Annotated in this window: 21 protein-coding genes and 1 pseudogene; 12 read left to right on the top strand and 10 right to left on the bottom strand. The window is 40.5% G+C overall.

From position 1 onward, the window contains the following. Nucleotides 1-165: 165 nt before the first annotated feature. The 4 genes and pseudogenes from tatB to PTW35_RS19955 form a co-directional block, all read right to left on the bottom strand. Nucleotides 166-501 carry a Sec-independent protein translocase protein TatB gene (tatB, locus tag PTW35_RS19940; RefSeq protein WP_281028662.1) on the bottom strand — a complete coding sequence of 112 codons (336 nt, stop codon included), beginning with the start codon at nucleotides 499-501 and terminating at the stop codon, nucleotides 166-168. Nucleotides 502-510: 9 nt separating this feature from the next. Then, a pseudogene (tatA, locus tag PTW35_RS19945) lies at nucleotides 511-759 on the bottom strand (twin-arginine translocase TatA/TatE family subunit). A gap of 252 nt (nucleotides 760-1,011) precedes the next feature. Continuing rightward, complete coding sequence (locus PTW35_RS19950; protein ID WP_281028663.1) at nucleotides 1,012-2,355, bottom strand: DUF1501 domain-containing protein; 1,344 nt, start codon at nucleotides 2,353-2,355, stop codon at nucleotides 1,012-1,014. 6 nt (nucleotides 2,356-2,361) lie between these two features. After that, nucleotides 2,362-3,837, bottom strand: a complete 1,476-nt coding sequence (locus PTW35_RS19955; RefSeq protein ID WP_281028664.1) for a DUF1800 family protein — start codon at nucleotides 3,835-3,837, stop codon at nucleotides 2,362-2,364. Nucleotides 3,838-4,483: 646 nt separating this feature from the next. Here PTW35_RS19955 and PTW35_RS19960 point away from each other — a divergent pair. Beyond that, nucleotides 4,484-5,050, top strand: a complete 567-nt coding sequence (locus PTW35_RS19960; RefSeq protein WP_281028665.1) for a hypothetical protein — start codon at nucleotides 4,484-4,486, stop codon at nucleotides 5,048-5,050. 936 nt (nucleotides 5,051-5,986) lie between these two features. On the opposite strand, the gene PTW35_RS19965 is transcribed toward PTW35_RS19960, so the two are convergent. Then, a complete protein-coding gene (locus PTW35_RS19965) occupies nucleotides 5,987-6,304 on the bottom strand; it encodes a DUF3332 family protein (RefSeq protein ID WP_281028666.1) in 318 nt (105 codons plus the stop codon). Nucleotides 6,305-6,591: 287 nt separating this feature from the next. Between PTW35_RS19965 and PTW35_RS19970 the strand changes: the two genes are divergently transcribed. Beyond that, nucleotides 6,592-7,140 (top strand): autotransporter domain-containing protein, encoded by a 549-nt coding sequence (locus PTW35_RS19970; RefSeq protein ID WP_281028667.1) that lies wholly within the window; start codon nucleotides 6,592-6,594, stop codon nucleotides 7,138-7,140. Between the two features lie 189 nt (nucleotides 7,141-7,329). Here the strand turns inward: PTW35_RS19970 and PTW35_RS19975 are convergent, their stop codons facing one another. The 3 genes from PTW35_RS19975 to PTW35_RS19985 are packed head-to-tail and all read right to left on the bottom strand — an operon-like array spanning nucleotide 7,330 to nucleotide 11,085. Next, on the bottom strand, nucleotides 7,330-8,379 hold the full coding sequence (locus PTW35_RS19975; protein ID WP_281028668.1) for a hemolysin D: 1,050 nt from the start codon (nucleotides 8,377-8,379) through the stop codon (nucleotides 7,330-7,332). Next, complete coding sequence (locus PTW35_RS19980; RefSeq protein WP_281028669.1) at nucleotides 8,376-9,749, bottom strand: glycosyltransferase; 1,374 nt, start codon at nucleotides 9,747-9,749, stop codon at nucleotides 8,376-8,378. The genes PTW35_RS19975 and PTW35_RS19980 overlap by 4 nt, the downstream gene beginning before the upstream one ends. Continuing rightward, nucleotides 9,742-11,085, bottom strand: a complete 1,344-nt coding sequence (locus PTW35_RS19985) for a diguanylate cyclase (protein ID WP_281028670.1) — start codon at nucleotides 11,083-11,085, stop codon at nucleotides 9,742-9,744. The genes PTW35_RS19980 and PTW35_RS19985 overlap by 8 nt, the downstream gene beginning before the upstream one ends. A 321-nt stretch (nucleotides 11,086-11,406) precedes the next feature. On the opposite strand from PTW35_RS19985, the gene PTW35_RS19990 reads away from it, so the two are divergent. Together PTW35_RS19990 and PTW35_RS19995 are read left to right on the top strand one after the other, a co-directional pair. Then, the gene (locus tag PTW35_RS19990) at nucleotides 11,407-11,652 is read left to right on the top strand and encodes a hypothetical protein (protein ID WP_281028671.1); all 246 of its coding nucleotides are present in this window, start codon (nucleotides 11,407-11,409) and stop codon (nucleotides 11,650-11,652) included. 507 nt (nucleotides 11,653-12,159) lie between these two features. Beyond that, nucleotides 12,160-13,248, top strand: a complete 1,089-nt coding sequence (locus tag PTW35_RS19995; RefSeq protein ID WP_281028672.1) for a DUF1254 domain-containing protein — start codon at nucleotides 12,160-12,162, stop codon at nucleotides 13,246-13,248. A gap of 162 nt (nucleotides 13,249-13,410) precedes the next feature. Here PTW35_RS19995 and PTW35_RS20000 read toward each other — a convergent pair whose 3' ends face one another. Continuing rightward, entirely contained in the window at nucleotides 13,411-13,875 is a 465-nt protein-coding gene (locus PTW35_RS20000; protein WP_281028673.1) for a glycine zipper domain-containing protein, read from the bottom strand. A gap of 346 nt (nucleotides 13,876-14,221) precedes the next feature. Between PTW35_RS20000 and PTW35_RS20005 the strand changes: the two genes are divergently transcribed. The 8 genes from PTW35_RS20005 (at nucleotide 14,222) to PTW35_RS20040 (ending at nucleotide 22,363) form a co-directional block, all read left to right on the top strand. Next, nucleotides 14,222-15,187, top strand: a complete 966-nt coding sequence (locus tag PTW35_RS20005; protein WP_281028674.1) for a LysR family transcriptional regulator — start codon at nucleotides 14,222-14,224, stop codon at nucleotides 15,185-15,187. Between the two features lie 58 nt (nucleotides 15,188-15,245). Next, entirely contained in the window at nucleotides 15,246-16,073 is an 828-nt protein-coding gene (locus PTW35_RS20010; RefSeq protein WP_281028675.1) for a hypothetical protein, read from the top strand. 122 nt (nucleotides 16,074-16,195) lie between these two features. After that, complete coding sequence (locus PTW35_RS20015; protein WP_281028676.1) at nucleotides 16,196-17,362, top strand: outer membrane protein transport protein; 1,167 nt, start codon at nucleotides 16,196-16,198, stop codon at nucleotides 17,360-17,362. A 260-nt stretch (nucleotides 17,363-17,622) separates the two neighbouring features. Beyond that, nucleotides 17,623-18,579, top strand: coding sequence for a LysR family transcriptional regulator (locus PTW35_RS20020; protein ID WP_281028677.1), 957 nt, complete (start codon nucleotides 17,623-17,625; stop codon nucleotides 18,577-18,579). 92 nt (nucleotides 18,580-18,671) lie between these two features. After that, complete coding sequence (locus PTW35_RS20025; protein ID WP_044621361.1) at nucleotides 18,672-19,586, top strand: LysR family transcriptional regulator; 915 nt, start codon at nucleotides 18,672-18,674, stop codon at nucleotides 19,584-19,586. Nucleotides 19,587-19,960: 374 nt separating this feature from the next. Then, nucleotides 19,961-20,284: an MFS transporter gene (locus tag PTW35_RS20030; RefSeq protein ID WP_044621360.1), complete on the top strand. Its 324-nt coding sequence runs from the start codon at nucleotides 19,961-19,963 to the stop codon at nucleotides 20,282-20,284. Beyond that, the gene (locus tag PTW35_RS20035) at nucleotides 20,277-21,416 is read left to right on the top strand and encodes a biotin/lipoyl-binding protein (protein WP_281028678.1); all 1,140 of its coding nucleotides are present in this window, start codon (nucleotides 20,277-20,279) and stop codon (nucleotides 21,414-21,416) included. Before PTW35_RS20030 ends, PTW35_RS20035 begins: the two co-directional genes overlap by 8 nt. 335 nt (nucleotides 21,417-21,751) lie before the next feature. Continuing rightward, on the top strand, nucleotides 21,752-22,363 hold the full coding sequence (locus PTW35_RS20040) for a hypothetical protein (RefSeq protein WP_281028679.1): 612 nt from the start codon (nucleotides 21,752-21,754) through the stop codon (nucleotides 22,361-22,363). 112 nt (nucleotides 22,364-22,475) lie between these two features. On the opposite strand, the gene PTW35_RS20045 is transcribed toward PTW35_RS20040, so the two are convergent. Further along, on the bottom strand, nucleotides 22,476-25,250 hold the full coding sequence (locus tag PTW35_RS20045; protein ID WP_281028680.1) for a glycoside hydrolase family 3 protein: 2,775 nt from the start codon (nucleotides 25,248-25,250) through the stop codon (nucleotides 22,476-22,478). Nucleotides 25,251-25,344 lie beyond the last annotated feature (94 nt).

Below are 25,344 nucleotides of genomic sequence, written 5' to 3' on the forward strand. Positions count from 1 at the left end.
AGTCAATCCCTTGTTTGGCTTTTGCGCTAAATGAAAAAGAAAAGGATTTGGCCTAGATATAATCTTACAGACATCATGTTGAAAAGTGGGTAACTGGCAGGTCAGGTACTAATTTAGTGTATGGCTGCATATTTTCAATGTTAGACATGAAAACTTCTCTTAACTCTATTTCTTATCGGTTGTCGCTGCATGCTGCTCGTATTTATTCCCAACGCAAGGAAGCTGAACTTCGGACGTTGTTCTTTTCAGATCTTGCATTCTGTCACTATGTTCTGATATGAGTTTTTTCCCTCCCATATAGTTTGGATATTTCGAGTTTATCTGATGTTCCAGAAGTTTTGGTTCCTGATTTAGCTGGTTATTAAGCGAAAGCGCCGTCTTACGAACAGCATCAAGCCAACGGGATAATGTCCGTATCACGATTGGTAGGCGCTCAGGGCCCACTACAATCAGTCCTACCAAGGAGATCTGTATCAATTCCCAAAAACTGATATCAAACACGTATCAAACCTACTCTTTATTTTGATGACTCTTCTTGGCAGGCCCATCAAACTGCTCCGCAAGTTTCTTTTGCACCTAGTCTTTATCAACAAATTCATTATCTTTTTCGGTGGAAGAACCTTCATCGTTGATCGTATTTTTGAAGCCCTTTACGGCGGAACCTAAGTCCCCCCCAAAAGTACGCAACTTATTGGTTCCGAACAATAGAACAATGATTAATGCAATAATTAGTAATTGCCAAATACTGATACCACCCATACTTGTTTTACCTCAACTAGTTGTGGTTAATTACGAACTCCCCCATCTGTAGTGCATACTTAATGATGATTATCGAAAGGTATGAAACCTACGTGATCCAATTTTAGCACTTTCTTTTAGCTACGATGGCTGCGCTGATTTACAGCCAATCGCTAATCAGTAATTTGGGCATATAGCCAGATGGGCAAGAAACTCGCGAAGCTTTGATTTTCTAAACCAGTACTCATAGTATACGGCTTAGGAAGTAGCCGTTTATTGGTTCAAACAGCTCCGAAAGAGTGGCAGTGTGGCTGGAGTAATACCACTACCCGAATTGGGATTTAGCGCAGGAAACAATGTGTTGATAGCGGTGTTACTTAGACCTAACCATGCTAGTAGTGATGCGTGTACCTGATCTGTTGATAGTGTTGGGATTACACGGGCTCGTGAAATCAAGTAAGGGCTTTGTGGTGATAAGTCAGGATATTCACCATAGAATTTTTTGCCAATTACATCACCGCCCATAATCAATGAGTGGCTTGCCCATCCATGATCCGTTCCCTTTGTGCCATTAGGGATTAATGTGCGTCCAAAGTCGGAATGAGTAAATGTAGTCACGTGATGTGATAACCCATGTACATTTAGAGCATTCTGGAAGGCAGCCATGGCTTGTGCTACTTCACCTAAAAGTCTTTCTTGCGTTTCAGCTTGGTTATTATGGGTATCAAAGCCACCAATTTTACAACTAAAATATTGAGCTGGCTGTTGGAATTGCTCACGATTTAGTATCATTTTAAATACGGCTTCTAACTGTTCACCAATCTTAGTGTCTGGGAACGATGTGCCTGTATTTGTTTCAAAAATGCCTTTATAGAGATCGTAATCTTCTAATGCATTTTGAGCTAAATTTGTATAGTGCCTTTCAAAAGGACTGCTATAGGCTTGGCTATTCTGTAATTTTTGATACAAGTCTCTTGATATATCATTGTTAAACATATCTTTTGGTAGGCTTGAACCAACAGAATTAGATTGTGCCTGCAAGCAGTTAGTCCAAATCTGTAACCCACCCATATCATACATAGGCGCATTGATCTCAGAAGCCCCAAGGACGATAGCTGCAAGTGCCCCAAAACCTTCTTTAGATAGCTGTTGTGTACAATGCGACTGGATCATTTGAGACTGATGGCTATGACTAAACAAGTGTGAAGGGCGAGTTAAGTCACTGTAATTTGATGCCGTTACTTTCTCTGTAAGTGTGCCAACATTAAGAATGGCTGCTAATTGGCCATCTTTCCAGTATGGTTCCAGTGCCTCCATTGCTGGGTGCATAGCTAATTCAGTTGGGTTGCTCTCGCTATTCAGTGGAATTGTGCTGCTCTTGTCAATAGCAAGGTAATCTCGCAAAGTTTGATATTGAGTGTAAGCAGAGCTTTCTGTCGGAACAAGCATATTGTATCCATCATTACCGCCGGCAAGATCAATACCAACGATAGCTTTATAGCCACCATCACAAGATGCTAGATTACTTGCTAGAGCAGGAAAAGCAGATAAATTTAGAGCGGCGACACCGGTGCCCGCTGCGCCCATTTGTAAAAAACGACGACGAGTAAGTTTCATTTTTAATTACCTCTGAATAGTGAATTCTGGAGAAATGAGTGAGTTCATAATGAGTGCTTTTATGTCTTGAGTTCGTCCTTCATGTCTTCTAGTACATTGACTTAGAAAATCAAAATAAGACTGTTTCGCATAGTCACTCATTTGGAAATCAAATAGATTCTCATTGAGATAATTCACCACCCCTTCATCATCAAAATTGTTATATAGCTCAAATAAGATTGGGTCTATATACTGCTCTCTCTCTTCGCTTTGAAGTCGCATATATGAGCCAAATAAACTGCCGTGTTCATAAAGGTTGTGCCACTGATATACGTTAAACTCAGGTGCTACTAAATTTTTGAATAGCTCATTATTCGGCTTATCATCTGGTTTATAGTGATAAAAAACAGAAGGCGCACCCATTGGCATTAAACGGCTGTATGCTGCTATCGCTGGCCAAACCTTATTTTCATTTGTGCGTCTAAGGCCAAAAGCTTTCATTGCATGGGTAAAGACAATAATAGGATCTCTCACCTTTACACACTTATCATCCGTTCTTAATGCATCCTTATCAGTTAAGATGGCTTTAGCTAATACCAGTAAATCACCACGAGACTCACTAAATGCATTGCGTACACGTCGAATGTAGTGAGGGCTCGGATTACTGGTTACCATCTTAGTGATAAAAAACTTGGCGACAAAAGTATAAAGCTGCTCACGACTCATTAATCTGTCTATTAGCATTTCAAGGTCTTGTTCCGCTGTTTGACCTGCAGGAAACGTTTTACCCAGAATAACTTTTGACCCCATATCATGTTCACCAGTCGGGACCATAGGTGCAGAGTATTTAATTGGAGTTGTGCGATCATGCCATTCCCAGCCAGTGAATACACGTGCTAATTCTTCGATATCTTCTTGAGTATAAGCAGGTCTTTCATTACCGTTTTCATCATACTTGACGCTACCATCCCAAGCTAATTGGGTAGTACCAAGTGTAAATAGTTGTAGCAGCTCTCGAGCATAGTTTTCATCAGGAGCAGTGCTCTCATTTGATACGTTATCCACGAACGTTAGATATTCGCCCATAATTGGTGATGTGGAAACAAAACGGATCACATCTGCAAAGTTACCAAGCCCATTGGTTAACAGGCCATCATAGTAATTGCACATGTATTCACGTCGACTATGGGGCGTTAGAGCAAGATCGTTTGTACTTACAACAAACAATTGCGATAGCACATAGGCTATGCGCTGTCTTAATAGGTCTTTCCCTTCCATGTTCAGGGCATCCCAGCTTGAGACATAAGCGTAAACACCATTCCAAGTATCTGCCGCTGCTGATTCCTTGTAGAGCTCGCGCCATGAACTTGCAGGAAGAAAGGCTTGCTCATCAATCCAATTTTCAATTCCACCTAGAGCAATTACTTGCTCAACGTCTTCTTTTCGATAACCTAGGGTACACTGCTTTAGGCTTCTCGCGGCATTTATATAATCAATATTCATACAGCTCCTCAACACTTAACATCTTATTTACACCACACTCACGGCACTAAGTTTTCTATAATTACCTGCTTATTCGAGGTTATTGATTTTCGTCAGTAATATAAAACTCCCTAGTTAAATAAACTTTTTCAAGTCAGAAGAACTTAAAACGTATTCGATTATTAGTTCGCAACACGTGCCACTGAAAATAGGACAACAAAATATGAAGTTTTAGGACCAACATCAGCCTGTCACACAAACTTTTACAAACTAGAACTTGAAAATGTTTCATAATGTAACAAGTTCAATATCGAATAATGGCTTTGGTACAACCATGCTAGAAGGGAGGTGCGTCAATCACATCAAAGCCCTTCCAAGCGACAAGGCTTTCGTGAGCTTCTCGGTACTTGATAGATAACTGTTGAAGTAGAAAATTGGCATGAGACTAAGACGGTTAATGGGGGTATCAGATCGTAGCTTCTTGATTTAGTTCCACCGATTTACGAAACATATCAAAGTTTCATATGAACTAAGTAAATAAATCTTATAAAAGAGCTTTGTTTACTTTGTGAACAAAGGAACTATCCTTATACCAAAGAGTTGACAGCGAACATTAGAATCAATTACTTACCTGCTGGATGTTCGAGTAACAACATGGAGATTAAAATTGGCAGAATTTTTCAAAGGTAATCAAGTTGTGAAGTTGCTTTGTCTAGCGGCTGATGATTTGAAATTAGTACAAGGTGGAAGTGCTTTGCAGCTTTACAACCCTAGTATAAACTATAACGTCATAGATAATATACATTGCTTTTACGAATCGTACTTTAAGCTAATAAGCATCAATCATATAGACAAAATTGTAAGATATGTACTATCTTCAGATGTGGCCTTTATTGACAGGGAAAATGAATTAAACAGCCTGGCTAGTGTGTGTTCTTTATTATCTTCAGCTACTCCCGAGTGTCAAAATATATTTATTACTTTTAGTTGTAATAAGATTGTAATCAGTTGCATTAGAAGCTCAAGTATTCCTTTTTCATATTTTGCTTACACTTTAAGTTGTTCTTTACTTATTGAAACACTTAATCTATTTACTAAGCCACGTCGTAATATAACTATTGATCTATATAAACCATTGAAGTTTTATTTCCCTAATGTAAATTATCGTCAACATAAGAATGTTGAAGATGGACGTTTGTTTGATATTGTGATTCATCAGAATACAAATGGTTGACTGAAAGCTTTATTAGGACGGTGATGTGCGGATACCATCAAGGCCAGAGGACAAAGATTGCTCGCGAATAGTCCGGATACATTGACGCAAACGACTACTGAAATCGAACCTCTCTTGTAATTTAGGAGCAGACCATACATTTTGTAGTACTTCCTTGTCCATCTTTAGTTGCTCGATCTCCTTCTTGAGCCTGGAGATCTCCCTTTGTTCGTCAGTAATGGGCTTGGCTTAAACAGGATTGCCATCCTGTTCATCACGAACCTGGCGAACCCATTTGCCAAGACTGGAAACACCGACCTCAAGGGCCTTGGCAACATCAGTAACAGAGCGGCCCTAGTTAATAACCATCTGAACAGCTTCCATCTTGTACTCGGCACTGAAGCGGCGTCGTGATTTCTTAGTTATTTTGTCACCCGTAGTAATGCGAGATGATGATATCACTTGTTATCAGGTGGTCAAATTTAGTGTGCCACTACACTTATCCCAGTTGTATGCTGCTACTTCATAACCCGTCAGGTAGTCCTTTTCAGAAGAGTTCACAATATCATGATGGGGTAACCTATCGTCCCAACCTAGTACTTGTTAGCTGCAACCTTTTCCGCTGGGGAGCAGCTGACGTTATCCTAGATGCACTACAAGCGGACGCTATGAGCAATGATGATGACTACCTTGATGTCTTCTACACCATAGAAAGGAATTTGCACTACGCAGACTATCCCGGCGCCTCGGCAAATGCCGTTATATCACTCACTCCAAGAGGCTTTCATTCTAGAGACTGATTGTTGGGCATATTATAAAAGAAAAAAGTGCCACCCTCTCTTGAAAGTGGCTTTATTTGCAAGTAATAAGTGCGGATGATTTTTTATTATAATATAAATTCGCTATGCTAAAAGAAATTCAGTGAGTGTAGTGATGTTCACTGATAACTGCAAGCCGCTATTTTATTGGTGCTTTGGTCAAAGACTCATCAAGCTGATCATTGATCTCTATATAGTTTTTTCCTTCAACATCAAAAATTGATGGCTTCTCTGTTATTGGGTTTTCACCTGTCCAGAACTCAATAGAGTTAAAAACCAGATAGTCGACAGTTGTCGTTGCGGCATAGACTGGTGCCATAGCGATGTTTAATCCGCCACGAGCATAACGGTTATCGACAGCATCCATATTGAACTCCATCGTTTTATTCGTAACGGCCATTTGCCCGGCACAGCCTGATAATGTAAGTAAAGCAAATAGTGATAAAGCAGCTTTCATAACTTCCTCAAATTTTATTTTGTATAGGTTCACTTCATGAATCTATACGACATATAGTAAAATTGAATTGAAATATACTTTTAACTTAACCTCAATATTGAATTTTCATGCTCCCAAAATTGAGTAATATAATCCAGGGTTTTGTATCAAGGTTCATAATAGGAATAAAATCAATGATTATAATCAAATATGAGTTTTCAGTGGCTCGTTAATTAAAATTTAAAAAAGTTATTTTAAAAGGATAGTAACACCAAAAATATAACGACGTATAGAAAAGGTATAAATAAATGAACCACGGATTTTCACCAAAAGCGGCTATGTTAGCATGTTTGCTAATTTCATCTGCATCAATGGCTAGTGACAGAAATCAGTCAATTGATGCCGGTGTTACATTTATTGGTGATATGGAAATGGCTACACTAGGGTATAGTAAAACACTCGCTCATAACATTGTTACTAGTGCAGGTTTCATGATTGGAAATGATGAATATGATTTCAATTTGCCTGAAGGGATGAGTGATGATCAAGATGCATGGGGACTTTATACATCTGTAGGATATAAAATCGAAATCGCTGAATTTGATATTATACCAAAAATTAGCCTTAACTATTTAAATGCGGATGTGAATTTTAAAGATGAGAGTGGCTCTGAATTTAGTGCGTTAAACATCGATAATGTCTATGGTTCAATTGGTGGAACAGTTAACTGGCGTATGGTGGGAATTACAGTTGACTATGGTAAGATACAAGAGAGCAATGTCATGCTCCCAGGACAATCAGAACCAAATGATATAGAGGAAGATGTGGTTCGTGTAATGGCTAGTTTCAATTTTTAATTAGTTAAAAATATAATATAAGCTCTTATCAACTTGATTTAGTAGTAGCCATATTATTAGATGATAAAAAACCTCTTCGGCATAACCGAAGAGGTTTTTTTGAATATAATTTTTATGGGTGATGAATGTTATTATTTCAGCTATATTAAACCTGTACTGCAATGAGGCAACGGCTATTACGAAATTAAATTAGTTAAACTTTACGGTTACTGGAAGTCCTTCAATTTCTAACTGTTCGGGGATTCTTTCATCAAGAACTAACTTTACTTTTAGCATGCTTTTCTGCCCTTCAAAGGGATCGGCCAGAGAAGATGGAATCTTATCGGATAACTCAACCTTTTGTCCTACATGAGCCATCAAAGTATGGCCACTAGCAAATTGTATTTCGGCCTTTTTTCCTAGCTGTACTTGTTCAATGAACTTAGGTGAAACATAGGAAATAACTTGATAATGATATGTGCTGGAATACAGAGCTAACGGCATCTGCTTAAAAACTCTATCGCCTTTTTTTACCAATATATCAATGATTTGTCCGTTTTTTGGTGCTGTCGGTTGAAGTTGGCTCAATTTACTATTCATCTCTGCCAACTCACGATTAATTTCATTTTTCGCCATCGATAGGGGGCCTGAAGATGAAAGCTCTTGGATTTTTCTCATCTCATCAATTTTTTTCTGCAAGGCCTGTTGATAGCTCAGTTTAGACTGGGTGAAAATTTGCAGTACTGCCGCAAACTCTGCGCTAGAGACTAGGTTCTGTGTTTTGTACTTCTCATATTCAAGGTAAACTTTTTCTTGTTTTCTAGTAGCCTCAAGTGCTATGCGAATTTCTTCATTAAGTGCAGTGATTTTTACCTTATTATAGCTCTCCCAATCAAACTCTAGCTGCATTAATTGATTTTGTCGTTCAGCAATACTTGATTGAAGCGATGACGAGATGACTTTCATAAGCTTGTTTCCTTGTTTTACGTCTTCGCCGATGCTGAAATAAATCTCATCAATCGTACCTTCGCCGCTGGCAACGATAAGTTGCGGTTCAGTTGTAACAATGCCAGGTGCCGATGTGACTATCCAATCATGGCTTATATACCAAATTAATAAAGCAACAGGACTAAATGTTAATAGCAGGATAAAGTACCAGCGTATCTTAAATGCGACCCTCGTAACCGAAGTATATGGGACCTTTACGCCTGCATCTATTTGTGCATTATTCTTTTTAGGTGAGTTGAAGACTACTTTCATTTATTCCTCTCGCTCTTTGTTACTTTCCATAAATGAAATTTATGCCCTCGTTTAATTACCCACCAAGGCGCCATTCCACTCTCTTCGTGCGAACGCCTGAATAATTCATTAAGTATTGCTACGGTTGCCCACATCCGGATTGAAAATGTATAAATAGGGTAGGCGAGCAGCCACAACAACAACTTGAGATCCTTAAAGGGTTTTTCGGAGATTACGACAATAATGTAAATGTAACTGAAAGCACTAATTATCAAATGAATAATATATAGCAGCAGCAATATTGCAGCGATGTATTTTGAGGGGTAGGTGAATACTAACCACCACAGGTGAATTGTCATCAAGAGCGGCAAAAGAATGCTTTGAACAATGCCAAAGACTAACGTATAGATGAATGTCTTCCAGCCCAGAAGTCGTGGTGTTAATGAAAAAATATGCTTGCGAAGATAAAGAAATAACAAATCACCATCCCAGCGAAGCCTCTGTTTTGCAAGGCTTATCACAGTATTTGGGACATTAGTGTATCCTACCGCCAGAGGAGAAAACGGAATTCTCAGATTAGGGTGTCTTCGCAGGTAATGCTTTATTCTAATCGTAAGGTCAAGATCTTCAGCTGTGTGTGTATCCCAGCCTCCAATATTAACAAGAAAATCACGCCGGAATGCTCCGAATGCACCCGAGATGTTGTTTATTAGGTTCCATTCGCTCAATCCAGTTTTGCACCCAAGGAGAGATATTATATATTCAATTCCTTGCATCCTAGTCACTAGGCTGTCATTGAGATTACGTACTCGCAATGCCCCGGCAACGGCTGGTACATTGGGATCATCGAACGTGTGGATAATTTCATCAACCATATTATTATCGAAAGAAGTATCACCATCTACATTGATAATAATTTCTCCCTTAGCAATCGCTAAACCAGAGTTGAGAGTTGACACACGTCCGCCACGTTGCCATTTTGGTAGGATAACCAGCTCGCGTTCGGGATTATTTTTAAAACTACCTTTGCTGCAAAGTGCTGCTTGATAGGTTTCTGGATTCTGCGAAGCACCGTCGATAACAGCGATGATTTCAATCTTTCCTGGGTAACGTTGTTCGCGCAACGAATCAATCGTGATAGTTATCGAGTCTCCTTCCGAATAGCAAGTTACGATACATGATACATTGGGTAATCTCTTGTGATAATGTTGCGGCTTGCTTTGGTATCTTATTATGGCCCATTTAAATAACCCGCTATAAGTAAGAAGCATAAGCGGTAGTTCAAAAGCTAATAACATGGGGAAAAACAGGACCAATATATATAAGATGTTACTAGTGTTCCTGCATAGCTCAACGAGGATATAGATTATTCCGAGCAGCCACTCAACCATGGTGTGTGACTTCCTCAATCCAGCGTGCTAGCCAGTCCTCGACTTTTTCACTGTCGGGGATGGGCAACCTGTTGAATTCAATAACTAACTTGAGTTGATCCAGGCCTTCAATCGCATTCATATGCGTTATTTTATTGAAAATGATTTGGCTTACATTTGTGTTGGTATGGGGCAGAATAAAAATCAACAAATCATTAGCGTATCGGCATATAACATCCGTGTCGCGGAATATTGCTTGCAAACGTCTGGTCAACTCATTGATCCGCTCTTGGCTTTTTGTCTTGCCAAGTAGTAGCGTTATTTGTGATAGGTTGGAAAGCCATACAGCCATCAATGTATTATCACCACCATATCGCCTCTGATTAGCACTTACCCAGCGAAGCAGCCACGGAAGGTGAGATTTACTGACAGGCGACTGCCAGAGAAGAGGTCGGGTAGAGTCATGAAATCCTTCTATCGAAATCTGTCTCGCATGCTTTCCAACCTCCAGTTCATGAATATGCGCTATTGCTAAATCATCAGAACTTTGACTTTTATTGCAATCATGGCAACGTACTTTAACCGCGGCCTCCACAAAGCGTGCCTGACATGATCTGCATCGGTAGCGTTCTAGTGGCCTGTCGTAATCTACACCTATGTGTCGAAGTTTAGTGGTACAGTTTGGGCACTGCATAATACCAGTCGCCGAGAACACTTCTTGTTCATTGACATAGCCACAAACAAAACAATGAACACCAGGTGAGAGCTGGATGTTGATATCACTACACTTAGGACAAACATCAATATAATTAATGCGCACGCTACTGCACGAACTGCACAAACGGATGCGATCGACCAGTTTAGCTGGCACTAAAATATTGTGTTCTATCGCACGAAGTAAAGCCTGACTCGATTCTCCATTGTTCAAACAGTCAAGCAGTGGGTAAGAGTACCCAGTGCGGTGCTCGGGGGACCAAACGGGTTTTAATCTAAAATTGCCTCTAGACCAGCAATACCAGGCAATAATCTCCAAAATGTCTGGATGTGGCGTTTCATGACGTAATGCCAACCTATCAATAATAGTTGGTATTTTTTGAGCCATCTGGGTTAAATCGCCATCTGAAAGTATTTCGGATAGTTTACTTTGATTAACACAAAAGACAGGTTGATACCGGCGTGTATGATCACTTCTAATTTGGATAAGTAATTTATCTTGTAATTCAGGGTTGACATTCAGTAACGCAGTTGGATGTGTCTTTATATTCCAGCTGTTAACTTCATTTGTATATGGGTATGGAGTGGTAATAGCATCGCCAATAACTTGAATGTTGTTGTATAAATTGAATTCATCTGGCATATACCCATATCCTTTTACTAGCGGTATAAAATAATAAAATCACTTCATTGTTAATTAAGTCCATGGTTGTACTTAAAATTATCAAATTAGAGTTTACAAATTTATACGAAACTAAGGTAAATATACTATTGATTAAAATGAATATGTACAGTTTAAATGTTGAGTGCTTTACCAATCAAAAGTGAGCTCATGGTTGTATGCATAATCAATTTTTATTCAGCAAATGTTAAGTTTCATAAAGCATATAAAAGTTAGTTTCTTTTATATGAGTTTACTATTTTTCTCCAATCGACGGATACGAGTAGGTTAAAAATGAGATTAATGTCAATTATGTTAGTCACTTATGGGTTTGCTTTACTATCTATGCCATTGACTGTTGTTATCGTTGCTTTTGCATCACATTTTTTATATTTCAATCATGACCCTGGCTTACCTGGTGGGGGGTATAAAAATTTACTATCTCAAATTTTCATTATTGAACATGAAGATTTAGAGCGGGACAGCGAAGCTCCTACAAGCTGGAATGAACTCATTGACTTAAGTAAGTATAATAAAACCAAGTTTTGATAGTACATTGATATGCCTAAATTTGATACTTATTAACGTTAAAAAAGACAATCAAAATTGAACGGTATATAAGGGTTAACACCTGCTGTTGAACGGGTGTTTTAATGATTATTTAAATGGTGTACAAAGTGAAAATTTCAGTTCAGAGTTGTTCTATCTCAGAGAAACTATATTTATTACAAATAGGAGGTTTTATTACTTGATTAGTTTATAAAAAGTTGGATTAATTAGTCAGCTTTTTGTTTGTCCATCAAGAATGACTATAAATATTATCATTAATGAATGCCATATAGGGATACCTTATTTATTCTATGATTGGGTGCTTTTTAGCAAACATATACAAAAGTAAATACTACAGTTCATGTTTTCGTAATTATGCTAATTAATATGTAGACAGTGTTTTAGTCAGAGCGCTAGATATGATTATCGATTGAATTACACAAATAAAGATAGATTTTGCAATATGGTAATGCCTTAGAATCAATGGTAAATGAAAGAGTGATTGAAATGAATAATAAGACAATTTTACTTACTGCCCTATTGGCTGCTGTTTCAGCCAATACTAACGCCCAAGATAAATTTTCAACCTTAGCTGAACATCTACCAAAGAAAGGCGTACCGACAGAGTTGCAGCTTAAGTATGAAGGTGGAATTCCAGTAATAAATGAAAACTTTATTCTTGCTGAATCCGATAAGTATTTTTTTGAGCAGCAAGAATATTCGGGAATCAATAACTTTGAACATGATAAGAACCTAACCACCCCTGAGTCACAAACCGTGGTCAGACAAAACCGCGATACCTTATATTCTAAAGGTGTTTTCGATACTGCGGGAGGTGCAAAATTTGAGTTGCCGATACATGACACCTACCAAAGCATGCAGATTATAGATGAACAACATCGAACTGTTGCGGTACTTTACGCTGAAATAGGCAAAAATAAGATAACAGTTACTCCAGATATGCTTTCTTCTGGTGATCATGTATGGATTGTTATTCGCACACAAGTTAAGTCAATGGCTGAGAGTGATTTAAATGTTGGACGTCTAAAACAACATATGGTTAAAGCGACGGTAGCCTCAGCGTATCCTTATGTTGCTAAAGGTTTTGATCAGCAATCTCGGGAAAATATCCGTATCGCCGAAGAAAAGAATATCTTGAAAGTTGATTTTGTAGAAGCCTTTGGGGCACCAGGCTCCGAACGTGTGAAATCATTCGATGCGCGGGTAGCAACTGCAATGGGGTTTGGTGGCCTGCCATCTGAGCATGCATATTACAAAGTGTTGCTTGCTGAAGATCGTTCTGGTACTTGTCAAACTATGACATTTGAGCAGCCTCCACTGCAAGAAAAAGGCTTCTTTTCAATAACAACTTATGGGCCGGATGCTTATATTCATGCTTATAACTACGCAACTTCTAGTCGTGAGATTAAGCCGAATAACGATGGTACGATTACCGTAAACTTCAATTGTGAAGGGGCTATTAATAACCTAGATGTACTCGCTGGATGGACAGGGGTTTTACGCATGTATATGCCTCAAGATCTTAATGAAATTGTTGAATATGCAAAAACCGTAAAAATGCCTCATAGCATTTAAAACAATAAGGCCATGATTTAATTATGGCCTTGTCTATAAGCTTATAAATTCTCGCTTAACCTGCATCTTGAAGTAGCCTGGGTATAAATGTTTTTATGGGCCGACAAAGTGCTGTTATTTTAGTCGATGTCAGCCCAATAACCAGATTGATATTGTTGGCGCTTAGTTCAGTGCTACATACTTCTTATCAATCATACAATTACGCAGCACATTTTCGTATGCTTCTGCATTTGACTGGTGCCCGCTTTGCTCGGCATTTCTTCCCCCTAAACGACCACCTACGGCACCGACAGCGGCACCGACCTTTGCAGCATCACTGCCGGAACCGCCAGATATAGCACCGACAGCGGCACCTGCTGCAGCCCCCCTTGCTGCGCCACGAACAGCAGTGCCTTGTGGGTCTTGTACAGTTTTCTGCGTACTTAACGCTACCTCTTGGCAGTATTGTAGCTCTTGTATGGCTGTTTCTTGGCTGACATTATCAAAGTCGAAAATAAGTCCTGTCTTAGAATCCTTGACAATACCGCCACCGGCAAAAGCTGTAGCTGTAAACATTACTGTGGTTATTAATAGTATTTTTTTCATCCAATCCCCCAAGATATTAAGATGGTATTTGTAAGTATTCATTAGATTTGTATGAAAAGCTGTTTATGCGGATGGTGTTGCGCATACCTTACTATTTCCATTCCTTAAAATAGTAACTCGTACTCGATAGAGACATGGGAAAATATCACATTGGTGTAATAATTTTGAATATAAGAAAAATCATAATTGATTGAGCATAGGTGATAACCATCTAAGAGACGGTGCTGTTAATAACGTCTTTTATTAGTAGGGGGTAACAATCATCAAGAATGTATCTAGACCACCTGCGATATTAATTATTCAAATATCAGTTATGCCTAAGTGTAATTTGTTATTGATACGTTAACAATTAAACTAGCCTAATATACCTGTTGTATTTGGAGATAAAATGGCTCGTTACGTCAATACTGATGAGATTGATATAAAAAGTATAAAAGTACTATCAAGTTTGTATGAAACCCGTAATACCTATAAGACGGCTGAAGAGTTATCAATATCCCAATCGCAAGTTACTCGCATACTATCAAAGCTGCGGAGTAACTTGAATGATAGGCTATTGGTCAGGGTGGGTAATGTACTTGTCCCTACAGAGTACTTCGAACAAATTCATAATAAACTTCCAGAATTAGTCGAATGTATTCAATCAACATTTTCCATCTCCACTGATTTCAATCCCGAAACTTATGAGGGGGAAATAAATATATCGTTAAATAAGGTTATTTTAAATCGTTATGGATTGGTTATATATCAGGAATTGTCTCATAATTGCCCGAGGGCATTTTTAAAAATTGAGGATTGGAATGTTGACTCCGTAGAAAAAATATCGAGCAATGAATTGCTTGTGGGTGTTAACTACTTAAATCATAATATTCCGGATAGTATAGAGCAGGTTGAAATAAAAGATGAGAGTTTCTTTCTGTTGAGTTCGAAATCACACCCTATTCTTGATGCTAGTTTGATTTCTGTCGATGTTCTTATTAATCAGTCATTTATTGTTTGGAACCCAAACAGTTGGAAAGAACAAAAGCAGATAATCAACGAGCTACAGAGAAAATTTAAACGAGAGTTAAAAGTTGTTTTGAAAACAGATAGCCTCGATGTGGCCCTTGAGGCATGTCGAAATAATAAAGGTATCATGATTGCTTCTAATACCATTATTAATGATTTTAATAATCTCGCTGTTTCACCGTTGCCAGTTTCATTGCTTGAAGGTGAAGATAAAGCGGAGGTGAAAAAAATAAATTTTTATTACTCATACATTAATAGACGGAGTGGAAAACTAATTTGGGTCAAGGATTGTATATTAAATGCAATATGCAAAGTCGATAATCGAATTACGCAAAATCGTATATAGGTCTCGCTCTTTTGTTTGGGCTTAAGTATTCTACTCCAAACTTAAGAGGTGTTCATATATGCAAAATAAAATTATATTGGGATGTGCTTTATTTTTTCTATCTACTACGAACGTGTGTGCTCAAGACGAAAGTTTTCACGATGCAGACCCAAGGAATAGCGACTGGCGAGGTGGGATTGCTGCTTCACATGATGGAGAAATAAAGTTAGTAGCAGGCGGTGGTTTTACTAATTTGACGGGTAGAAATACACAAACCAATATGCTCCTTGAATATTATACTGACTCCAATAACGCCCGTTTCCGCTCGATCCATTTTGATGAGCGTTTCGGTGGTTTGTACATTGATTTAATTCATACCGAAGAAGTGAGTAATACCTATACGGCAGGTTACATGTTGCCATTAAAAACTGAAAGTGGATTAATGTTTTTCCCATCGGTTAACTATTCATATGTTGACTGGGACTCGAAGTCCTTAGGCAATAACTTGGAGTCTGCTTGCTATAGTTACGCTGATCTGGAGCAAGGTCGGTGTAATAGCCTCAAAAGCTTTGGTGGTCAAAATGCGGTTAATGCATACCTTAAAGACGACACTGCGCACCTCGCTAGCGTGAGCATTTATGCGGTAAAGCCATGGAACGAGACACACTATACTGTTCTGCAAGCTAACTCCGGCTCATCGTTTGAAGGAACAGACATGAACGTTCTAAATTTATTCCTTCTTCAGGGTATCCGTACTCATCTTGGTGAAAATATCCTGAATATTTATCTGGAACTTAAATATGATGTTGTTGAAGTGCAGGGGAGCCAGTACAACCCAGTGACACAGCAAGGTGATGTAAAGTCCGAAGAAACAACAGCTTCTGTTGGTTTTGATTTTAGATTCTAGACTAATCATAAAGAGCTTTATAACTCTTTAGTAATACCAGTTATGCAAAAGGGTAATTTGTTCAAGATGCCCCTACTGATTACTCTCTCTGCGTTATTCATGACGTAGAGAGAGTGTTTCAGATGGCGAATAACCATTTTCGCATAATAGGTTTATCACTTGTTGTTGGCTGTTCTTATGCAGAGGCAAGTGGTTTTTTTTTGCCAGAAGCAACCTATGCCAACCTAGGGACAGGAGGAGCGGGAGATGGCGTCTATACGGGCTCAGCAGCGGCTATATGGGCTAATCCTGCGGTAATGCCCCACATGAATGATGATCTCACAACCCTTACCGGGAGTGTGCTGAATCTAGATATTCAGTACAAAGGCCTGGGTGAAGACGGTTCTTCAAATAGCACCCTACCTATTGCAGGCTTTTTTCATACCCAGCAGATAAATGAGGACCTCTATCTAGGCCTGGCATTGGGATCATTGGGCGGTGCAACAATTGATTATGGCACTGACTGGCAGGGTGCTGCCCAAGTCAGCGATGTGGCACTGCTGACTTATCAAATCAATCCATCAATCAGTTATAAAGTCAATCCGAAAGTCTCGGTGGCTGCCGGCTTGCAGTTCAATTATGCTTTTTTACAGGCCAATACCCGGGGAGTCGAGCTGGATAGCGTATCGGATTGGGCCTTTGGGTATAATTTGGGGCTTGTCTATGAAGCTTCAGAATCAACACGCTTGGGGCTATCTTATCGATCCAAACTAGAGCATCATTTTGAATCGGATACCACTGTTTCTGACCAATACCAAGGTAAGTACTCCACCGGGCTCATTATGCCCAATACGATAGATGCCAGTATCAGTTTTAAAGGAAGTGATAAACTGACTCTGATGGGCACTATACAGTGGCACCAATGGAGTAGTATGGAAAACACTATTATTCCAATGGAGTTTCAGCGGGTTGATCCTATATATGTTATTGATCGTCAATGGGATGATGTCTGGCACTTAGGGCTCGGTGGTGAATATGATGTGGGTAATAAATGGGCGCTAAAGCTGGGTTACTCTTATGAAACCTCTCCTTTAGACAATCCAGCACTTCAAACCCCTGAACTACCTGTTGGCGAACAACATCGATATTCAATAGGGGTATCTAGAACATGGGATGATCAGTCTTTCGATATTTATTACCAATATACTGATCTAGGTGATATTGATATCGATCAAAGCAAGTACATCGCACCTCTATCAGGTAAATTTACTGGTAGTGTTCACTTTATTGGTATGGGTTACACATTCTAAGAACAAGGCTTGTTAGAGTTGAATGTAAATTAACGATTATTGTCTGGTGGTTATAATAAAAATACCTTGTCGGCTCAGCTATCTGTAATGAGCGTCAAAACAATGGATATTGACAACTCATCTTAAGCATTAGTACATGTTCTTCGCAGACATTTATATAATTGTCTGTTTCATATGGACTTAATTGATTGGCTGTCTTTAAACTAACGGCCATAAGGAGATGATATACTTTTATGTGGTCGTGTAGCTGGTATGGATTTATGAAAACAGTTGAGCAAGAATTGTCGAGGGTTGACCTGAACCTACTGGTATCTCTTAGCGTGCTACTCAAGGAGCGAAATGTAACACGGGCCGCAGAAGTACTTTATCTCTCACAACCCGCAATGAGCCGAACACTACGCAGGTTGCGTGATTTATTTGGTGACCCGCTTTTTTTACGTGAATCGAATGGTTTGCAACCGACGGAGAAAGCGTTACAGCTCCAAGAACAAATAGATCAAATTTTGTTTTCAACCAGCAAGCTGATAACTAACTTCGATTTTGAACCCCAGGATTGTGAGCATACTTTTAAAATCTCTACGCCGCCGTTATTGAGCCGTATTTTCACGGCTCCAATAATCAGGGAGTTATCAAGACTGGCACCGAACTGTGGGGTTATTGAATATCCGCCAACCCTTAATCCTAAAACGCAGCTGAAAGATGGTTTGGTTGATTTTTCAATTCATATCGATCAATTCTGTGAAAGTAAAGATTATGAGTCGACTCTACTTACTACTACTTATCCGGTAATTTATGGTCATAGATTACATCCTTTAGTAAAATCAAATAATGTCACATTAGAACAGTGTATGATGTACCAGTTTGTTGATCTTAACTTAGACGTTAACTCAATTTCCCAACATCATATTTTGATTGACGAGTATTTGAAATATTCAGGTCATAAAAGAAATATAACATTCAAAAGCAATCAACTAAGCACTCTGATCGATGCGATGAATGGTACAAATAAACTACTTATAGCATCGCATATCTTAGCAATCTCAAGGCATAGGTCTAAGGAACTTGTACCTTTATTTAAAATAGATAGTGTTGAATCGCTTAAAATTAACTTTTATTTGAACGAGCATCGTAGAACCAAAACAAGCAATGCGCATAAGTGGTTCAAAGATATAGTCATAAGAACTATAAAATCAGCTGTCTCGGATAATGCCAAATGAAAGCGATAAATCTGTAGATAGTTGTTATAAATATAAAAACATCAGCATTAGACTGATTCATTATAAATTTCCACTAACATCAAGAGGGTTGTATGAAAAAGAACTTTGATTTGAATCTGTATAGATTTCTCGTCGTTTTATATGAAAAGCGGACACAAGCTAAGGTCACTTTTTATTTATCAATAAGTAGAGCTACATTTCAGCGTTATCTGGCCGAGTGTCGGGAAATATTCGGTAATGAACTGTTTATTGCCAATAACAAAGTATATGAACCTACACTATTGGCATCACAGATTGTCAGTAGAGTCAAAGATTCCCTTGAGCAGCTTGAAGATTCTGAATTTTTAGTTCAATCATTCGGCCTAAATAATAAAAGTTTGAATTTTGAATTTCATATGCCATCCATGCTAAGTGAAATATTTGCAATTCCAATCATTCAAGGCCTTAAATCAATTAATGATAATGTGAAAATTACATTCTTGGACTGGTCGCAAGATGCGATTGAGTACCCCAAAAAAGAGCGGATCGTAATCGGCGTTACGAGCTATCCTAGTGAAGTTAGCGAGCGAGTGATTGAGCGCCGTCTAGGTGAGTTGCCTCTTAATGTATGTTTATCTGAAAGACATCGATGTGCCTCTATGGAACAGGTTTCTTTAAGTGATTTAAATAATGATCCTAGTGTTAGGGTTACGATGGGGGAACTAGATAATAGTGAGCACTACCAAACGTTGAAACGACGGACTGGGATTCAGCTAAAGCAAAATCTTACCGTTGCCACGGTATCGACAGCTTTTCAGTGCGTCAAGATGAATAACAATGTATTCGTAACACTTGGTATTAAAGAAGATGCTGTTCCTGATGGTGTGGTTATGAGACCACTGATATTAGATGGTCAACCTATGTTGTTTGATCTTGGTATTCAGTTTCACCGAATATGGTATCAGCATCCTGTAATTTCACAGGTAGAAGGCATACTAGTTAAAGCATTTTCTGACATATATAAGTAGCGAGTAACCATGAGTTAATAAGTATTAATCTCATTTGCTTTCATGTTAGTGACTGGCTTTTAATACGTTTATTTGTGATATTTTCTTGTTGTGATTATCAAAGATGATTTTGTCGGTTGTTAAAGCTGATGTCATTTTTATCGTATATTGGGGTTGGGTGGTTACTTAGAGATATAACATAAATTAATAACGAGTGCATATAACCATTATTGGTAAATTACTTTTGTGTAATTTTTATGTTCAATTATATGAGCTGTGGCTTTATCTTTAATCCAAACATGTCAATTTATTACCATCGTATTGCAGTTCTTGTTTTGATTTATGCGGAATTATAATCGAGTAATTAGAATTATAAATAAATGGAGTGTTAACAAATGTCGTTAGTATCAATGCCTTTTGTTGAAAGTACCGCTGATACCGTCCTACATGTTGTTGCTGGCGTAGTGTTATTTGGGTCAATTGCTGCAATAGCATATGGTTTTTGGAAAGTTCATGAAATCCCTGTTCATGAAGCTCACCGAAAAAAACACCAACAATTAGGTTTGATATCGGCTTTGACTTGGGTGGGATTTATATGGCACTGGGTCTGGGTTCTGGCATTAATTGTTGCCTTTACAGACATTGAGTTAGGCATTCGACGATTACGTGAAATCTGGAAAGATGAACCCCAGATTGTAGAGGAACAGCAAGATGCTTGAAGGATTGGCGGTATGGGCGTTATTTATTTATATTCTTCGCCTTGTGGGTATGCCATGGAATAAGGGAACGAAGCTCTTTGCGTACATTGGCGGTACCAGTTGGCTTATCTTTGTTTGGATAGGGCTTATTACCTATACGCCGATGGATATGTCAGGTGGTTCTGTCGTGCAATCGCCACATATTCAATTGAGGCCAGCCTCAAGTGAAGTGAAGGGGGTGGTAACTGCTATTCATATAGAGCCCAATCAGAAAATTAAAAAAGGTCAACTGATCTATGAAATCGATGATGAGCCTTATCTAATTGCTGTAGAAAACGCAAAAGCTGAATTGGCCGGCGCGGAAATGAGTTTGAGGGGGCAGCTTAAGCTAATTGAACTCTCGCGTAATCAGCAGGATGCGGCTGAGGAGGATCTCGAGCTAAAGGTCAATACGCTAGCGCGTTATAAGCTTCAGGAAATCAAGGTGGCGGACACAGTTTCAAAACAACAGCTCGAGCGGCGAATGAGCGACGTAGAAATGGCTAAAATTAAGCTCAGCCAAGCAAAGTTAAAAACCGAGCAGGTCATGGTCAATGTTTTCAATGCTGAAACAGTTGTTGCTCAGAAACAAACGGCTGTAGATAAAGCACAATGGAATCTAGCCAATACCAAGATATACGCCCCGGTTGATGGCTTTGTGACTAATTTCATTATGCGTGAAGGGCAGTATGTAGGGGCAGCTCCTCGTCTTGCTATGTATACCAATGAAAAGTATGTCTTAACAAGAGTCAATCATCAGGCCCTACGTAATGTAAAAAAAGGGCAGTTGGCTGAATTCGGTACGGCAATATACCCTGGTAAGGTCTTTACTGCATCGGTTGATAGTATTATCGAAGCGACGGGGGAATCGCAAGGTAGCCTATTGGCCGTCGATGATAATGTTCGCCGGACTACTGGCTTGAATGTGCTTAACAAACACCACTTTGTACGTTTGAAAATTCATGAGCCGGAGGGCTTTGATATTCCTGTAGGTGCTGTTGGTTTAGCATGGATATCTGGTGAAAAGCCAACCCCATTATTAAGTTTCTTGGACGCGATCCGCGGTATTGTTATTCGCGTTAAAACCCAGATTTACTACTTATACTCACTATAGGGTTATTCACTTCATGCAGGTAATAGGTAAAAATTAAGACCTATTACCTGCATTCAAATTTCCATCAATACCTTCCTATTATTTACAGCTTTTCTTAATATCACGCCTTTACTTTGCAAGCTTATGTTGATGGCTTTCATTTCCTAAACTGTTATTGAATATTTTCAATGCATTGCGATTTAGTAACACCCATAAATAATAAAAAGAAACATGTGGTTTTATTTTGAGTTGCCTGATGCTCAACAATAATTATTCATAAGGTAAATAATATAAGAAAAGATGAAACCTGGCATGCGTTATCAATAAGCTACTCATTAAATATTACAGGAACGACCATGAATAAGCGTTTGTTATTAATTTTGCTACTCAGTAGTATTCAACCTAAGGTCTTTGCAGAGCAAGAGGTCGAAAATCAGGACAAGGTTAATATGGCTGATCCAACGGCGGTTTACTCTTCAGTTGGGATGGGGATAGCGGCTAATGGGGATGTTGATGCTAGTTTTGGTTTGGCTTTCGGCAAGCATGGAATGAGCCTTGAGTCTAAAAAAGGCTTCGATGAACTAAAGGCTCGATATTATTGGATGAATCAAGGGCAAGGTTTTTATACTGAAGGCTATTTTGGTGGTGATGTGGAGTCGCTAACAGGGGGTTATGTCGCTACGTGGAAAGCAATGGAAAAAGTCACCTTTTATCCAGTATTAACCATTGGGGTAAATAAGAATCAAGTGACCGACGACTCTATTGCTATCGGTATGGCTGGCTTCTACTCTCGAATTAACCACAACGCGTGGCATATTGGTTTCGACAACTTTTATTCATTTGGTGAAGATGATTATGATCTCTATACCTATGATGCTTTCGTCGGCTACCAAATTAAAAACCATCGGATTAGGGCTGGCTATGACTCAAATGAAGAGGCATACCTCAAATGGCAGATGGCGTTTTAGCCATCAATGCTGTCGATAAGGGCAAACAGTTAACAGAAAAGCCTCCGGCAAAACTGGAGGCTTTTTGTTGTTTGCGCTCTTTGAATCACCCTATTCGTTTACTCGAACAGTACTAGTTTCCGAGAATAACGATTTCCTCCAGCTCTAAGCCAGGTTTGACGAAATTAATATCCAGGTAGTAGAAGCCCGGCTGTAGCTTTACCTTGAGCCCTTCAACAGTTACGGATTTTCCATCCGTCCCATGCAGAGGCAAGGTCATGCTGAACTCGTCATTAAGGAGCAGGCTGCACGATGACTGTGCCAGCGCATCTCGCTCATAGTTCATGACTCCGTTGAATTGGTAAATGCCGGCTTCGCTCACTTCAATCACCACGGATGTGTTGAGCTTAGTACCTAGCTTAATACTTTCCTCTATGGGATGCGTCTCTCCCCCTGGTGCTTGCGGCAGTGCCGCGAAGGCTTTGATTGGCTCGTAGGCGGTTAGCGGGCGTTCCATCACCGGTGCTGCCATGATAAAGCGGCAGATATTTATTGCGCTTCGCTGCAGTTCGCCCAAGGTTAGTGTGCCTTTTTCGAGCGCTTCTAGGGTGTCATCGCCCATAGCATTGCTTTCGGCACCGTCATTGTCGACCACCATGTAGAGATCGTTTTGCGCCCGGAGCATGAACGAGGTAAAGGTTTTGCTTTCTTCACCGGCTGCGATTGGGTCGTTCATTTTCGCCCACCAGTCTGTCATCACAATACCTTGAAAGCCCCATTCGCCACGCAGAATCGTCGTGTTGAGATCATAGTTGGATGCCGCCCAGTGCCCGTTGACCGGGTTGTAAGAGGTCATAATGGTCGAGGCATTGCCTTGTTTCACCGCCATTTCAAAGGGCTTGATGTGTACTTCGCGCAGAGCTCGCTCGGACATGATGCTGTCGACATCGACCCGCGCGGTTTCCTGATCGTTAGCCGCGAAGTGCTTGATCGTACCGGAGACACCCGCGTTGCTCAGGCCTCGGGTCTGTGCCGCCGCCATCACGCCAGTCATAAACGGATCTTCAGAGAAGTATTCGAAGTTGCGGCCGTTTAATGGATGGCGATGGATATTGATACCCGGGCCAAGCAAGGTGTCGATATGATTGGCCCGTAGCTCTTGGCCGATCAGGTAAAATAGCTCCTCGTTGAGTGCTGCGTTCCAGGTGCAGCCAAGCAGGGTTCCAATTGGTACCTGTGTCGCTTTGTGGCCACTGTCCATGCGAATGCCTGACGGCCCGTCTGCAGCCGCTGCCACGGGGATGCCTAGCTCGAACAAGCTGTCACTGACCCCGCCAAATGCCGCAGCTGTGCCCGGTGTGACTTTTGGGCTGCACATGCCTTCACCGCGTACGATGGTTGCCAATTGCTCGGGTGTCATTTGGGCAACAAACGCCTCAAGGCTGGCTTTACCTTGTTTCACGTCCAATAAGCTGATGTCTTGGTTGCCTGTCACTTCGAATGACGGCGGCATGTTAGCCTGAATGCGCTCAGCCAAGCATGCTGTGCGCAAAGGCACCGCTTCATGGCAGACTAGGTAAATGCCCCGGTCATTTTTTTGCGCTGGCTTGATACGCTCGAAGGCGTGGGTTGGCGCACATGCTTCAGTTAGCGTTTCTACAACCAGCAAAGCATCGAGTTGTAAGGTCGCGGCAATGGACTCGGCCTGGCGAACACTGGCACCCAAGTAAAACTGGTATGATCCGGGCTCGAGTACGTAGCAATTGCGGTGATCTGTTGCACCACTGTCGTCATAGCTGGCCAATGATGCCACTGGCACTGAAATTCGAACCAGCTCACTAGCCCCTGGCTGGATGGTCGGCGTTTTGGTAAAGCCCGCAAGTACTCGGGCGGGTTTACCCAGCTCGCCTTGTGGTGCTTCGACGTAAAGCTGGGCCACTTCCTTGCTGGCGAAGTGATTGCCTACGTTTGTCACTCGGATATCAAAATGAAGAACGGCGTCAGGTCCATTTCCTTGGGTAGAAAAGTCGACCAACTGGCGTTCGAATTGGGTGTAGGACAACCCGGCACCGAATTCAAACTGTACCGCTTCCGGGTTGAAGGTTTCGAAGTAGCGGTAGCCGACATAGATGTCTTCAACATAGAGGTTTCGGTCTTTACGTCCGAAGTGGGCTGATGATGGGTAATCAGCCAAGTGGTAGGCGATGGAGTCGGTTAGTCGGCCGCTGGGTGACTGCTTGCCAGATACGACATCGGCAAGGCCGTGGCCGCCTTCCATGCCAGCCGCCCAGCTATACAGCACGCCCTTGATGGACTGGTGATGTTCCACCGTATTCAGCCATGCCATGTCCATGATGTTGGTCACGTTCATCACTACAATGACATCGGTGAAATGGCGGTTCACCTTGGCGATCATGTCGAGCTCTTGCTCGGTTAAACGATAGCTGCCCGGCTCATCGGCGTTATCTTGATCCTCACCTGCGGTACGGCCAATAAATACCATTGCCTTGCTGGATTGTGCAGCGGCTTTTGCTACCAACTCGTCAGTCAGTGGCATCTCTTGTTGGAACCAGGGCTCTGCAGCCCAGCCGCCGCCACCGTCATCGAAGGGGTGCTGGGCAATCCAGTCTTGATAAATCGCCGCCAAGTTTTCATTCAGGCGAATGTTGCTATTGGCACGCAGGCCTTCCAATGCATTGACCGCGTAAGGAACATTGACGGCTCCGCCAGAGCCGGTACCGCTGCGGTATGTGTCGATCTGGCAGCGCCCGAACAGAGACACAATATCGTGGGTCTTCAATGGCAGTACTGCATCTTCATTTTTCAATAATACGATGCCTTCCGCGGCGGCTTGGCGGCTAACTGGGACGAGCTTTTTCTGCGCTTGGCTAATTTGTTCTTGGTTCATACACAATCACACAACTGTTTGTTTCGTAGTAGAGGCCAAATGTGGCTTGTAATGTCGCCGGTACTGCAAAACAGCAAAAATACATGGATAGATA

The sequence above is a fragment of the Photobacterium sp. DA100 genome, from assembly GCF_029223585.1.
GTDB lineage: Bacteria > Pseudomonadota > Gammaproteobacteria > Enterobacterales > Vibrionaceae > Photobacterium.